The organism is Butyrivibrio sp. CB08, from assembly GCF_003625485.1.
Lineage (GTDB): Bacteria > Bacillota > Clostridia > Lachnospirales > Lachnospiraceae > Butyrivibrio.
Map to the genome: position 1 here is coordinate 531,095 of NZ_RAIR01000001.1, position 14,265 is coordinate 545,359.

At 43.2% G+C, this 14,265-nt stretch carries 11 protein-coding genes; 9 read left to right on the forward strand and 2 right to left on the reverse strand.

Features of this window, described 5'->3' with window-relative positions; translation table 11 throughout:
* Position 1 precedes the first annotated feature (1 nt).
* The 8 genes from D6855_RS02375 to D6855_RS02410 all read left to right on the forward strand — a co-directional run bounded on the left by D6855_RS02375 (position 2) and on the right by D6855_RS02410 (position 9,362).
* Positions 2–640: a manganese efflux pump MntP gene (locus D6855_RS02375; RefSeq protein ID WP_120737634.1), complete on the forward strand. Its 639-nt coding sequence runs from the start codon at positions 2–4 to the stop codon at positions 638–640.
* Positions 641–941: 301 nt separating this feature from the next.
* Positions 942–1,988 (forward strand): phenylalanine--tRNA ligase subunit alpha, encoded by a 1,047-nt coding sequence (gene pheS, locus D6855_RS02380; protein ID WP_120737636.1) that lies wholly within the window; start codon positions 942–944, stop codon positions 1,986–1,988.
* Positions 1,989–2,006: 18 nt separating this feature from the next.
* A complete protein-coding gene (pheT, locus tag D6855_RS02385; protein WP_120737638.1) occupies positions 2,007–4,427 on the forward strand; it encodes a phenylalanine--tRNA ligase subunit beta in 2,421 nt (806 codons plus the stop codon).
* A gap of 78 nt (positions 4,428–4,505) precedes the next feature.
* On the forward strand, positions 4,506–6,005 hold the full coding sequence (locus D6855_RS02390; RefSeq protein ID WP_120737640.1) for an aminopeptidase: 1,500 nt from the start codon (positions 4,506–4,508) through the stop codon (positions 6,003–6,005).
* Positions 6,006–6,007: 2 nt separating this feature from the next.
* Positions 6,008–7,045, forward strand: a complete 1,038-nt coding sequence (queA, locus tag D6855_RS02395; RefSeq protein WP_120737642.1) for a tRNA preQ1(34) S-adenosylmethionine ribosyltransferase-isomerase QueA — start codon at positions 6,008–6,010, stop codon at positions 7,043–7,045.
* Between the two features lie 49 nt (positions 7,046–7,094).
* Positions 7,095–7,796 carry a hypothetical protein gene (locus tag D6855_RS02400; RefSeq protein WP_120737644.1) on the forward strand — a complete coding sequence of 234 codons (702 nt, stop codon included), beginning with the start codon at positions 7,095–7,097 and terminating at the stop codon, positions 7,794–7,796.
* 28 nt (positions 7,797–7,824) lie between these two features.
* Positions 7,825–8,178 (forward strand): PilZ domain-containing protein, encoded by a 354-nt coding sequence (locus D6855_RS02405; RefSeq protein ID WP_120737646.1) that lies wholly within the window; start codon positions 7,825–7,827, stop codon positions 8,176–8,178.
* On the forward strand, positions 8,178–9,362 hold the full coding sequence (locus D6855_RS02410; protein ID WP_120737647.1) for a nucleotide sugar dehydrogenase: 1,185 nt from the start codon (positions 8,178–8,180) through the stop codon (positions 9,360–9,362). Before D6855_RS02405 ends, D6855_RS02410 begins: the two co-directional genes overlap by 1 nt.
* A gap of 41 nt (positions 9,363–9,403) precedes the next feature.
* Here the strand turns inward: D6855_RS02410 and aroA are convergent, their stop codons facing one another.
* Together aroA and D6855_RS02420 are read right to left on the reverse strand one after the other, a co-directional pair.
* On the reverse strand, positions 9,404–10,732 hold the full coding sequence (gene aroA, locus D6855_RS02415) for a 3-phosphoshikimate 1-carboxyvinyltransferase (protein WP_120737649.1): 1,329 nt from the start codon (positions 10,730–10,732) through the stop codon (positions 9,404–9,406).
* Between the two features lie 27 nt (positions 10,733–10,759).
* Complete coding sequence (locus tag D6855_RS02420; RefSeq protein ID WP_120737651.1) at positions 10,760–11,857, reverse strand: prephenate dehydrogenase/arogenate dehydrogenase family protein; 1,098 nt, start codon at positions 11,855–11,857, stop codon at positions 10,760–10,762.
* Between the two features lie 201 nt (positions 11,858–12,058).
* Between D6855_RS02420 and D6855_RS02425 the strand changes: the two genes are divergently transcribed.
* A complete protein-coding gene (locus tag D6855_RS02425; RefSeq protein WP_120737653.1) occupies positions 12,059–14,149 on the forward strand; it encodes an elongation factor G in 2,091 nt (696 codons plus the stop codon).
* Positions 14,150–14,265 lie beyond the last annotated feature (116 nt).

The window sequence follows — 14,265 nt, forward strand, 5'->3', positions numbered from 1 at the left end:
AATGGACTTTTTACTTATTTTTAATAGCATACTGCTTGGATTTGGTCTTGCTATGGATGCTTTTTCTGTGTCCCTGGCCAACGGCTTTGCTGAGCCCGACATGAAGAAAAAGCGCATGGTATATATATCTGGAATATACGCAGTGTTCCAGTTTGTTATGCCAATAATCGGATACATTCTGGTTCATTTTGCGGTATCTTTTTTCAATGGTTTTAGCAGATTCATTCCATTCATATCCCTCATTCTTCTTGGATATATCGGAGGAAAGATGGCACTTGAAGGCATTAAGTCCAGAAAGTGCAAGAACAACGGGAACTGCGAAAATTGCCCAAATGGTGACTGTGATGTAAAAGAAGCGGTTTCAAAGGGCAGGATCACCACAAGGATGCTTCTTCTTCAGGGCGTTGCAACATCAATCGATGCGCTGTCAGTAGGATTTACCATAGAAGGTTACAGCGCTTTAATGGTTTTTGTAAGCTGCCTTATCATCGGAATAGTGACTCACATTACCTGCTTTATCGGTCTTATGACTGGAACCAGATTCGGAACTAAATTTGCCGGAAGTGCCAAGATCATCGGCGGAATTGTTCTCATTGCCATAGGCATTGAGATATGTATCAAGGGACTTATTTTTGGTTGACAAAAGAGCTACCGGTAAATACAATTAGTAAAAGTAATTATATACATGCATTGAAGGTGTAAGGCTTGTCCTTAAGATGCTATAGGCTGCTTAAGATTTAATTAGAGAATTGGAGTCATGGGCTGGAAGCTCCATAAGATCAGGCTATAAGCGGAAATTTCGCACTGGAGCATACTTTTAAAATGAGTGTTCGGCTATTATGGCCGGGAATAAGGGTGGTACCGCGGTTAATTCGTCCCTTGTGTAGTTTTGTGCTACACAAGGGATTTTCTATTATTAAAAGAACCAGGAGGAAGGAATTTTGGAAAACAGCGCATTACGTCAGCAGATTGAAGCGATCCGTGAAGAAATCAGAGAAAATTCTGAAAAGCTTGACAGCTCTAAGCTTGTTTATGAGCTTAGAAAGAGCTTTTTGGACAACAAGACCGGCAAGATCTCAGCTCTTATGAAGGAGATGAAGAATATTGCCGCAGAGGATCGTGCAGAATACGGTAAAAATGTAAATGAACTTAAGGCATGGGCTCTTGAGCAGTTTGAAGAACTGGACAGGAAGATGAAAGAGAAAGAGCTCAAGGCAAGATATGAAAAAGAGAAGCAGGATGTAACCATGCCTGCCAAGATGCGTTATCAGGGCAATCTTCATCCTGTAACACAGATGAGAGAGACTCTTATAGACATTTTCGCCGGAATGGGCTTTGAGATCTACGAGGGCACAGAAATTGAGAATGACTATTACAATTTTACTGCTCTTAATACTCCTAAGGATCACCCTGCAAGAGATATGCAGGATACATTCTACCTCAGCCCTGAGTTCCTTCTTAGAACTCAGACTTCATCAGGTCAGATCCACGTAATGGAGAACAAGAAGCCACCTATCAAGATCTTATCACCTGGTAAGGTTTTCCGTTCAGATGATGATGCAACTCATTCGCCTATGTTCTCACAGATGGAGGGCCTTGTAGTAGATAAGAAGGTTTCTCTGTGCGACCTTAAGGGTGCTTTAGAGCTCTTTGTTCAGAAGATTTATGGTGAGGGAACCACAACAAGGCTTCGTCCTTCATACTTCCCATTCACAGAGCCTTCTGTAGAAGTTGACTGCAGCTGCTTCGCATGTGGAGGAAAGGGCTGCAGCCTCTGTAAAGGTACAGGCTGGATCGAGGTACTCGGTGCTGGTGTTGTTAACAAAAAGGTTTTGGAGAACTGCGGAATAGATTCAAATGAATACAGCGGATTTGCATTTGGTATCGGTATTGAGCGTACAGCAATGCTCAAATACGGCATCAATAACATCAAGCTTTTGTTTGAATCAGATTTAGATGTTCTTAAGCAGATCGATCATTACGAGTAAATTTAGGAGGAAACCGAAATGTTAGTACCTTTAAGTTGGCTTAAAGATTTTGTTGATATAGATATTGAACCCAAGGAACTTGAGAAAAAGCTCTTTGACTGCGGGTTTGAGGTTGAAGAGTGCTGGGAAGTGGGAAAAGACATTTCTAATGTTGTAGTTGGACAGGTAGAGACCTGTGAACCTATTCCAGAGACACATCTTCATGTATGTACTGTTAATGCAGGTGAGCATGGTACATTCCAGGTATGCTGCGGCGCAGACAACGTTAAGGCAGGAGGCAAATATCCTCTGGCTCTTGTTGGCGCTACAGTTATTGAAACTGAGAGAGACCATGTGACAGTTATTGGTGTTGCAACCATCAAGAAGGGCAAGCTTCGCGGCTACGATTCAGAGGGTATGCTCTGCTCAGGTGTTGAGCTTGGTGTATCTGAGGATATGTATCCAGGCGCTGGTTATAACGGACTTCTTGTTTTCCCTGAGGATACAGAAGTAGGTATCGATGTTAAGCCACTCCTTGGCCTTGATGACTGGATCTTTGATGTTTCGATCACAGCTAACAGACCTGACTGTCAGAGCATTTATGGCCTTGCAAGAGAAGTAGCAGCTGCTCTTGATAAGCCATTAAAAGAGATTGACCTTTCCTACACAGAGACAGATGTAGAAAATGAAGGCTTTAGCGTAACTGTTGAAGATCCTGACCTGTGCCCAAGATATATCGGACACTATGTATATGATGTAAAACTTGGCGAAAGCCCTCTCTGGATGAAGAGAAGACTTGCCATGGTAGGCAATAACGCCATCAATAATATTGTTGATATCACCAACTATATTATGAGAGAGCTTGGTCAGCCAATGCACGCCTTTGACGGTAACTTCCTTGAAGGCAATATGATCGTAGTAAGAAGAGCTAAGCAGGGAGAGAAGATCGTAACTCTCGATGAGAATGAGTTTGAGCTTACAACAGACAATCTTGTTATCTGCGATGGTGTTAAGCCAGTAGCTCTTGCAGGTATCATGGGAGGTCTCAACTCTGAGATCCGTGATACAACAACTACAGTTACCTTCGAAGCTGCCAAGTTCATGCGTGACAACATCCGTAAGAGCTCAAGAGCTCTGGGACAGGCATCTGATTCATCCGCAGCTTTTGCAAAGGGTGTTTACGAGTACACAACTGTTATTGCCATGAAGAGAGCCCTTCATCTTATCGAGCAGCTTGGTGCTGGTAAGGTGTCTAAAACTCACGTAGATGTTAATACTGGAAACAACCTTGAAAAGAAGGAAATGAAAGCTTCAATCGAGAGAGTAAATGGTGTTCTTGGAATTGAAGTTCCTGAAAATGAGATAAAGAGAATTCTCACAAATCTCAATTTCGAGCCTGAAATAAACGGGGATGAGCTCACTATTAAGATTCCTGCATACCGTGAGGATATGGAAGATTATCCTGATATTGCAGAAGAGCTTATCCGTATGTATGGATATGACCATGTTAAACCTACATTCCTTAAAGACTGCGGCGTAACAATGGGAGGCAGAAACCTTAAGCAGAAGACTGAGCTCAGGATAAAGAGAGCTCTTTGCGCTCAGGGTGCTTATGAGTGTATGCATTACTCATTCTTCTCACCAAGTGATCTTGATCTTCTTGGTTTTGCAGAGGACGCACCTGAGAGAACAGCTATCAGGATCCTTAATCCAATCAATGAGGACCTCTCACTTATGAGAACAACTCTTGCTGCACAGATGATCCACGCTATTGCAAGAAACCAGAAGAAGGGAACTTTAGAGGGAAGATTATTTGAACTTGGAAACAGATTTGTTCCTAAGGCACTTCCACTTACTGAGTATCCTGAGGAGAAAGCTACTCTTTGCATTGGTATCTTTGGAGAGGATGAAGACATCTTCACATTAAAGGGTCTTGCTGAGAATGTTGCAGATACACTTCATATCAGCTTCAAGTATGAGGCAGCAACAAGGACTTTCTTACATCCATACAGAACAGCTAAGATTGTATGCGAGGGTGAAGAGGTTGGATACCTTGGACAGATCACATATGAGATCCAGGATGAGACTGATATGAGAATTCCTGCTTATATCTGTGAGATCGATCTTTCAATGCTTGATAAATACTATGGCAAGACTCCTGTATTTGAGCCACTTTCCAAGTTTGCAACAGTTAAGAGAGACCTTGCTCTTATCATGGATAAGACAGTTACCTGCGGTGAGGTTGAGGATGCGATCTACAGCTCATGCAAGTATGTAACCGATGTTAAGCTCTTTGACGTATACGAGGGACTTCCAATTCCTCCTACCAAGAAGAGTATGGCATACACCATCACCTTCACTCCTAAGGAAGAAGAGCTTACTGATGAGATGATAAGCGGATTTGTAGATAAGATGCTCAGGAAGCTTTCATTCACCATGGGAATTGAAATCCGTAGCTGATTGATTGAAAACGTAGCTAGTGATAGAATAGTCATTGCTTTTAACAGCAATGACTATTTTTTCTCGAAAGGAGTTAATATGAATAGAAAAAATGCATGGACAACATACAATGCCACTCAGCTAAAAGCAGTTGAGAAGCTCTCAGATGAATACAAGGCTTTCCTTGATAATTCCAAGACTGAGCGCGAGGCTATCGACACTATCGTTAATGAGGTAGAGGCTGCTGGATACAGAGAGCTTAATACTCTTATTGGCAGCAAGACCAAGCTTAAGAAGGGCGACAAGATCTACAGCGTATGGATGAACAAGTCAATCATCATCTTCCAGATGGGATCAGAGCCTTTAGAGGCTGGACTTAACATCCTTGGTGCACACATTGATTCACCACGTCTTGATGTTAAGCAGAATCCTCTCTATGAAGATTCAGGAATTGCTTACCTTGACACACATTACTACGGCGGTATCAAGAAGTATCAGTACGTTACTATTCCTCTTGCTATTCACGGTGTTATTGTCAAGAAGGATGGCACAACAGTTCAGCTTAATGTAGGTGAGGATGAGGATGATCCGGTATTCTTCATCTCAGATCTTCTTATTCACCTTGCGCAGGATCAGCTTGGCAAGAAGGCTTCTAATGTTATCGAGGGAGAGGCCCTTGACCTTATCGTAGGTAACAGACCTTTCGTAATCGAGAGCGATGAAAAAGAGAAGGCAGAAAAGAAAAACTCAAAGCTTTCAGCAGGTGAGCAGTATGCTATCAAGGCAGAAAAAGATGAGAAGGCAGCAAGTGGCAAGGTTTCTGGTGCTGTTAAGCGCGGAATCATGGCTATCCTCAACGACCTTTACGGAATCGAGGAGGAGGACTTCCTTTCAGCTGAGCTTGAGATAGTACCTGCTGGTAAGGCAAGAGATGCTGGTTTTGACAGGTCAATGATCCTTGGCTATGGCCATGATGACAGAGTATGCGCATTCCCTTCAATGAAGGCTATTTTAGAGGCCAAGAACCTTAAGAGAACAGCGTGCTGTATCCTTGTTGACAAGGAGGAAATCGGTTCTGTAGGAGCAACTGGTATGCAGAGCAGATTCTTTGAAAATGCAGTAGCTGAGCTTATGAACCTGACTAAGGAAGGCTTTAATGATCTTGCTCTTAGAAGATGTCTTGCAAATTCCTGCATGCTTTCTTCAGATGTAAGTGCTGCTTTTGATCCTTCTTATGCAGGCAGCTTTGAGAAAAAGAATGCTGCATTCCTTGGTGGCGGACTTGTATTTAACAAGTTTACAGGAGCTCGCGGAAAGAGCGGATCTAACGATGCCAATGCTGAGTATATCGCTGAGATCAGAAAGGCATTTGATAAGGACGGAATCGTATACCATACATCAGAGCTTGGTAAGGTAGATGTTGGTGGCGGCGGAACTATCGCTTACATCCTTGCACTTTACGGAATGAACGTAATTGATTCTGGTGTAGCAGTTCTGAACATGCATGCTCCATGGGAAGTTATCAGCAAGGCTGACCTCTATGAAGCTAAGAGAGGATATGTATCCTTCCTTCAGAACATGGATTTTAGAAACGAGTGATCATGGAAATAGGACTTAGTACTTCTGATTATTACTTTGATCTGCCACAGGAGCTCATCGCTCAGGATCCTATGGAGAAAAGAGATGAGTGCAGACTCCTTGTAGTAGACAAAGAAAGTGGAGCTATAGAGCACCACAGGTTTAATGAAATAATAAACTACTTAGAGCCAGGCGATTGCCTGGTTCTAAATAATACCAAGGTTATTCCCGCAAGACTCCTTGGTGAAAAAGAGGAGACTGGAGCGGCAGTTGAGATCCTTCTTTTAAAGAGGAAAGAAGCTGACGTTTGGGAGACTTTGGTTAAGCCTGGTAAAAAGTTAAGACCGGGAGCCAGAGTATCTTTTGGCGGAGGGATCCTTAAGGCAGAGATCCTGGACATAGTAGAGGAGGGCAATCGCCTTGTTAAGTTCTACTATGACGGTATTTGGGAAGAGGTTCTTGATAAGCTTGGAGAGATGCCACTACCTCCATATATTACCCATAAGCTTCAGGACAAGAACATGTACCAGACGGTATATGCCAAGTTTGAAGGTTCAGCTGCAGCACCAACTGCAGGTCTTCACTTTACCAACGAACTTTTGGAGAAGATAAAGGAAAAAGGCGTGGACATGGCCTTCGTGACACTTCACGTTGGACTTGGAACCTTCAGACCAGTTAAGGTTACCAATGTGAAAGAGCACCACATGCACACTGAGTGGTATCAGGTAACCCAGGAAGCTGCTGACAAGATCAACAAAGCCAAGGAAAATGGCCACAGGGTAATCTGTGTTGGAACCACCAGCTGCAGGACCATAGAAAGTGCTGCTGATGAAAACGGAAGACTAACAGAGTGCAGCGGAGATACTTCGATCTTTATCTACCCCGGATATAAGTTCAAAGTATTGGATCAGCTTATCACCAACTTCCATCTTCCTGAGTCAACGCTGGTAATGCTGGTTTCAGCTCTTGCTGGAAGAGAGCATGTACTTAATGCTTATGAGGAAGCGATAAAGGAACGCTATAGATTCTTTTCCTTCGGAGATGCTTGTTTTTTTAAATGATATTTAGTGTATAATTAAGAAAACAAATAATTTTCTGGAGGTGCATTCTATGCATTTATTTGGAGAACCCGTATTTGATCTACTGAGCTTTATCGTAGGAGCCGCTGCTCTTTTAATTGCCGCCTGGCAGTTTGTGGCCTGGTTCAGGGATCGCAAGAAAGATGCGAAAAAGGATAAAAATATCCTTCAGGCTCACGAATCCGCAAATGATTATCTCAAGGAGATGAAAGAGGATATCAGGGAAGCCTCAAAAGCTACAAAAGATATCCACAAAATCTTAAGTGATGGTACTGAAGTTCTTCAGCAAAGCTTTAATAAGCTTGGCGAAATAAATGGAGATGCTTCTCTTTCAGAAGAGAAACGTATAAGCGAAAACGACAAATACTTAGCCAAGATCACAGATGTTGTATCGAAGCTTGCTCAGGCAGAGGGTCTTGATAAGATCCAGAAATTTATTGCCAAGGATGATTCTATACTGATAAGTAACATTGCTTCATTTCCTGAAGCTACACAGAGCATCATTTTAAAAATGGTAGATATCAAGAAGGGCTGTGTTTCAGATTATAATTCTTTTGTTACCCATCTTAAGGGAACAACAGAAGCTTATAACAGCTTGAAATATACTGGCGGTCCAGGGCTTATGAAGCTTGGAGAACAGTATAACGATGCCATTAACGACATGAACAAGCTTACTTCGGGAATGGGCGATTTGGCCAGCTGTTATGATACAATAGACCAGATAATACAGTGATGATTCAAGGTAATGAGCGGGGTGAATTATGGAAGATAGAAGAAGAAGCAAAAGACTTGAGCTTACAGGTGAGATCCTTATCAAGGAACTTGGCACCAGTGCAGTAGAATCCTGTGATATTCACATTTCTGACTGTTCCAGTGCTGGTATTGGTTTTACAACTGACAAGCAGCTTACTATTGGAGATATTTACGAGGCTAATCTGACTATCTGGACAAGGGAAACACTTCCAGTGTTCATTCAGATTGTCCGCGCTGATAAGCTTGAAGATACATTCCGTTATGGCGGATCCTTCATCGGAATGCCTGAGGATGTAAAAAAGAGAATAGACGTATATGAGCTTGTAGAAGACGAAAAAGCAAAGCTCGCAGGAGACAATTAATGAAAATAGCAGTAGTAGGAACTGGATACGTTGGATTATCCAATTCCATCCTTTTATCCCAGTACAATGATGTGGTATGTGTTGACGTTATACCTGAGAAGGTTGAGATGATCAACAACAGAAAGTCCCCCATCGTTGATAAAGAGATAGAGGAGTACCTTAAAAAAGATTCCCTTAGGCTGGAAGCTACACTTGATGCTTCCTATGCCTATAAAGACGCTGATTTTGTAATAGTTTCAACACCAACTAACTACGACGAGAAGCTAAACTATTTTGATACATCATCAGTTGAGAGCGTTATTGATCAGGTAAGAACAGAGAATCCTGATGCATTCATCGTGATCAAATCTACAATTCCTGTAGGATTCACAGAGGAGATCAGCGACGAATATGAGACAGACCACATCATGTTCTCACCTGAGTTCTTAAGAGAGGGACACGCTCTTTATGACAATCTCTATCCATCAAGGATCATTGTAGGCTTTGATGTAGAGAGCTCTGAGGCAAAAGAGAAGGCTGAGATGTTTGCAGGACTCCTTAAACAGGGAGCAATAAAAGAGAACATCGATGTTCTTTTCATGAATTACACTGAGGCTGAGTGTGTTAAGCTCTTTGCCAACACATTCCTTGCCCTTAGAGTTTCATACTTTAATGAGCTTGATACCTACGCTGAGGTAAGAGGCCTTAACACAAGGAACATCATTGATGGAGTATGCCTTGATCCAAGAATTGGTAACTTCTATAATAATCCATCCTTTGGATATGGCGGATATTGCCTTCCTAAGGATACCAAGCAGCTTCTTGCAAACTATGAGGATGTGCCAAACAACCTCATAACAGCTATTGTAGATGCCAACAGAACCAGAAAAGATTTCATCGCAGACAGGATCTGGGCTCTTCATCCCAAGAAGGTGGGAGTTTACAGACTTACCATGAAGGCTGGTTCTGACAACTTCCGTCAGTCAGCTATCCAGGGTATCATGAAGAGGATCAAATCCCGCGGCATTGAGTGCGTTGTTTACGAGCCTACACTCAAGGACGATGATTTCTTCAATTCAAGAGTTGAGAGAGATCTTGATAAGTTCAAAAAGGAGTGCGATTTCATCATCGCCAACAGACTTACAGAGGATCTTGAAGACGTGGTAGATAAGGTATATACAAGAGACCTGTTTAGAAACGAATAAGCAAATAAAAAGTGCAGCCCTTTAAGGCTGCACTTATTTTTTTACAGTAAACTCTGGAAATCTTTAAAGAAACTCGGGTAGGAGATACCTACGCATTCATCGTCAAGGATCCTTGTGGTTCCATCTGCCACAAGAGACGCTACAGCAAAGCTCATGGCAAGGCGGTGATCAGCGTGGGAGTTTATATCAGCTCCGTGAAGAGGCTTGCCACCATGAATGATCATTCCGTCATCTGTTGCCTCCACATCGCATCCCATTTTGGTAAGGCCTTCAACAACAGTATCAATTCTGTTGGACTCCTTGATCCTTAGCTCCGCAGCATCCTTGATAATGGTATCAAAGCCGGCGGTAGCTGCAACAACAGCTACAACAGGCAGTTCATCTATCATGGTAGGGATTACTTTGCCACCAATAACAAACTGGTTGTTGTCTGCGCCGTGGAGTTCTGAGTACTTAACAAGGATATCTGCCTTTGGCTCACTTGTCTCATCAACGTTAAGGAGAGTTATATCAGCTCCCATCTGCTGAAGAACAGCAAGAATTCCAGACCTTGTATTGTTTATTCCCACATTTCTTATGAGAAGCTCTGAACCTGGAACAATAAGGGCTGCAGCTATGAAATATGCTGCAGATGAGATGTCTCCAGGAACATTTACTTTCTGACCAATAAGTGGCATTCCAGGATGGAGGATAGCAGCAGCGCTTCCGTCTCTTGCCACTTCATTGTGTATATCAGCGCCAAAGGCTGAGAGCATGATCTCTGTGTGATTTCTTGAAAGAGCAGGCTCATAGACTACAGTATCTCCCTCAGCATAAAGGCCAGCCAGCATGACGCAGGACTTAACCTGGGCTGAAGCCACAGGACTTCTGTAGTTGATACCACGAAGAGTCTTGCCTCCTGTAAAGGAAAGAGGTGCACAGTCATTGCCCATAACTGAAATGACTTCTGCTCCCATCTGTGAAAGAGGAGTCATTATGCGCTTCATTGGTCTTTTTTCAATGGAGTTATCTCCGGTTATCATTGAGTTGAAAGGCTGAGCTGCCAGAATACCTGACATAAGCCTTGTGGTGGTTCCGCTGTTTCCGGTATAGAGAGTAGAATCAGGGGCTTTAAAGTTCCTAAGGCCACGGCCGTGAACGGTAATGGTCGGAACACCATTGGTGGGGCGAAGAGAGTGCTCGATCTCAACTCCAAGCTTTCTAAAACAGTCAATGGTTGAGAGGCAGTCTGCGCTCTGAAGAAAGCCTGTTACTTCTGTGGTGCCTTCAGCTAGAGCACCAAACATGATGCTCCTGTGGGAGATGGATTTATCTCCAGGAACGAATATATCGCCTTTTAAGGGGCCTTTAGCTTTTTCTAATGCGATCATATAATCTGTGTCTCCGATTGGTGCGATTTATTTGACGTAGAGGGTATAGCCCTTCTCGGTAAGTAGCTCTTTTGCCTTGTCCTGACCATCCTGGCTGTGGAACTCGATCCTCAAGGTTCCGCGCTCATACTCTCTGTTGTGCATGATTCCGATGTTCTTGATGTTGATCATGTTGTCGGACAAAAGAGTCGCAACCCTGGCAAGGTTACCTGGCCTGTCGTCAATCTCAACATGGATAGTGTAAACCTTTTTGATAGGACCAGAAGAGCTGTCTATGAAGGACTCTCTGTACTGCCTTGCGCTGTCAAAAAAGTCCATCACCTTGTCTTCATCATGTTCATCTATGGCCAGTTTGATATCAAGAAGGCTGTCTATATAGTTTCCAAGAAGCTCAGATATGTTGTAGGAGTTGGTCATGCAGATCTGCTTCCACATGATTGGTGAAGAGGAAGAGATCCTGGTGATGTCCTTAAAGCCTCCGGCAGCTATTGTCTTCATGAGCTGCTGTTCATCGTCGCTGTTTTTAACCAGATTAACAAGGGAAGCGGAGATGACATGTGGAACGTGGCTTATGGCAGCTGTGATATAGTCGTGCTGCTCATATGGAACCACCAGAGGAATGGCCTTTATCATCCTTACAAGTTCTGTGTAGGCATCAAGCCTTTCCTGGGATGAATACTCTGTTTTAGTGATTATGTAGTAGGCATTTTCAAGAATGCCTGGTTTTGAGTTGTTGTATCCGATGCGCTCAGTTCCAGCCATTGGATGTCCGCCAATAAACTGGGTTTCCAGTCCAAGCTCTTTTACCACCTCGTGGATACTGGACTTGACGCTGCCAATATCAGTGATAGTCGTCCTTGCACTAAGGTGTGGCAAAAGAGTGCGCAGGTTCTCGTTATTGAGCTCAACAGGGGCGCACAGGAAAATAAAATCACAGTCCTTGAACTCGTCGCCAATCTCGTAAAGAGGCTGGTCCACGATGCCCTCTTCAAAGGCTTTGTCTACGGTCTGTCTGTGAGGAGTATATGCCATGATCCTGGAATCTTTGTCAGCGATTTTGATCGCCTTGGCGATTGAACCGCCAATGAGTCCAAGACCTATAAAGCCATAAGTTAAACTGTCCATGGGAAATCCTTCCAAATAAGCATTATTAGTAACACTATATCACTTTAATGTGCGAAAAACAACCTTCCAGATTTTTGTGCAATTAGCCCTAAAAAGCTTGTGTGAGTGCATTGTTTTTAGTAAAATGTTGTTATGAGATTTTTGGGGGACCTAGTCAGTCTTATCAAAAATACCCAATAAGTTGCGACTGGAGGACTAGATATGAACGTTTACACGACTGACAAGATTAGAAACGTAGTACTGCTAGGACATGGTGGAGCTGGAAAGACTACCCTTGCCGAAGCAATGGCATACCTCGCAGGCATTACGTCACGTATGGGCAAGGTAGAGGATGGAAACACCTTAAGCGACTTTGATAAAGAGGAGCAGAAGAGGCACATTTCTATCAGCACTACCTCAATTCCTCTTGAGTGGGATGGACACAAGATCAACCTGCTTGATACACCAGGTTTTTTCGATTTTGTTGGTGAAGTAGAAGAGGCGATCAGCGTTGCTGATGGTGCGATCATCGTTGTTTCAGGTAAGGCTGGAATAGAAGTTGGAACAGAGAGAGCATGGGACCTTTGTGAAAAGTATAAGATTCCTCGTATGTTCTTCGTATCCGATATGGATATCGACGATGTTTCATATAGACAGGTAGTTCAGGATCTTACTGACAAGTACGGCAAGAAGATGGCTCCATTTAATCTTCCTATCCGTGAGAACGAGAAGTTTGTTGGATATGTAAATGTTATCCAGGAGAAGGGATTTAGATGGGAAGGAAAAGAGGTAGTTGAGTGCCCTGTTCCTGAGTACAACCAGGCTAACCTTAAGCTCTTTAAGGATACTCTTCTTGAGACAGTTGCTGAGACTTCTGAGGAGTTCATGGACAGATACTTCAATGGAGATACTTTCTCAGAGGCTGAGATCAGAGCAGCTGCTCGCAGCAACGTATGTGATGGCTCTATTGTACCTATCGAGATGGGATCCAGCACACTTTGCCAGGGTATCTACACAGTCCTTGATGATATCGTAAAATACATGCCAAGCCCAGAGAACCGCAAGATGGCTGGTATCAATACTAATACAAATGAGATTTTCGAAGCTGACTTCGATTTCTCAAAGCCTAAGACAGCATTCGTATTCAAGACCATGATCGATCCATTCATTGGTAAGTACTCACTTATCAAGGTTCGCTCTGGTGTTATTAAGAGTGATGACCAGATGTTTGTAGCTGGCAAGGATATGGATGTTAAGCTTGGTAAGCTCTATGTTCTTCAGGGCAACAAGGCTACAGAAGTTCCTGAGCTCCACGCAGGAGATCTCGGTGCTCTTCAGAAGCTTGATATTGCTACAGGAGATACTCTTTCAACCAAGGCTACTCCTGTACAGTACGCTAAGATGGATATTTCTCAGCCATACACATATATGAGATATCACGCTCAGAACAAGGGAGATATCGATAAGATCGCTCAGTCTCTGGCTAAGCTTTGTGCTGAGGACCAGACACTTAAGGTTGTTAACGATGCTGAGAACAGACAGACACTTCTCTATGGTATGGGCGACATGCACCTTGAGGTTGTTCAGAGCAAGCTCCAGAATATCTATAAGGTAGCTATCGATCTTACTAAGCCTAAGGTTGCATTCAGAGAGACAATCCGTAAGAACTCTGATGTTGAGTACAAGTACAAGAAGCAGACTGGTGGACATGGTCAGTATGGACACGTTAAGATGCGCTTCGAGCCTTCAGGAGAGGATACAACACCTTACATCTTCGAGCAGGAGGTTGTAGGTGGAGCAGTTCCTAAGAACTATTTCCCTGCTGTTGAGAAGGGACTTGCAGAGTCAGTTCTTAGAGGCCCTCTTGCTGCTTACCCTGTAGTAGGCGTTAAGGCTACTCTTTACGACGGATCATATCACCCAGTAGATTCTTCCGAAATGGCATTTAAGGTTGCTGCATCAGGAGCCTTCAAGGATGGCTTCATGAAGGCATCTCCAGTTCTCCTTGAGCCTATCGTTTCTCTTAAGGTTACAGTGCCTGACAGCTTTACAGGTGATGTAATGGGTGACCTCAACAAGAGAAGAGGACGCGTACTTGGAATGAATCCTTCTCTTACAGGCAAGCAGGTTATCGAGGCAGAGGTACCTATGATGGAACTCTTCGGTTACTGCACACAGCTTCGTTCCATGACTGGAGGAGCTGGTGATTTCGAGTATGAGTTTGCAAGATATGAGCAGGCTCCATCTGATATTCAGGCCAAAGAAGTGGAAGCAAGAAAAGATAAGGTTGCTGCTGCTAATTCTGAGGAATAAATGTAAACTATGTAGAAACTCCTTCGGGTCAAACCGGGGGAGTTTTTACGTGCCCAAATTTAATAATGATTTTATGAAAAAATAAACGGTTTTGTGATAACATGATTGTATGCTGA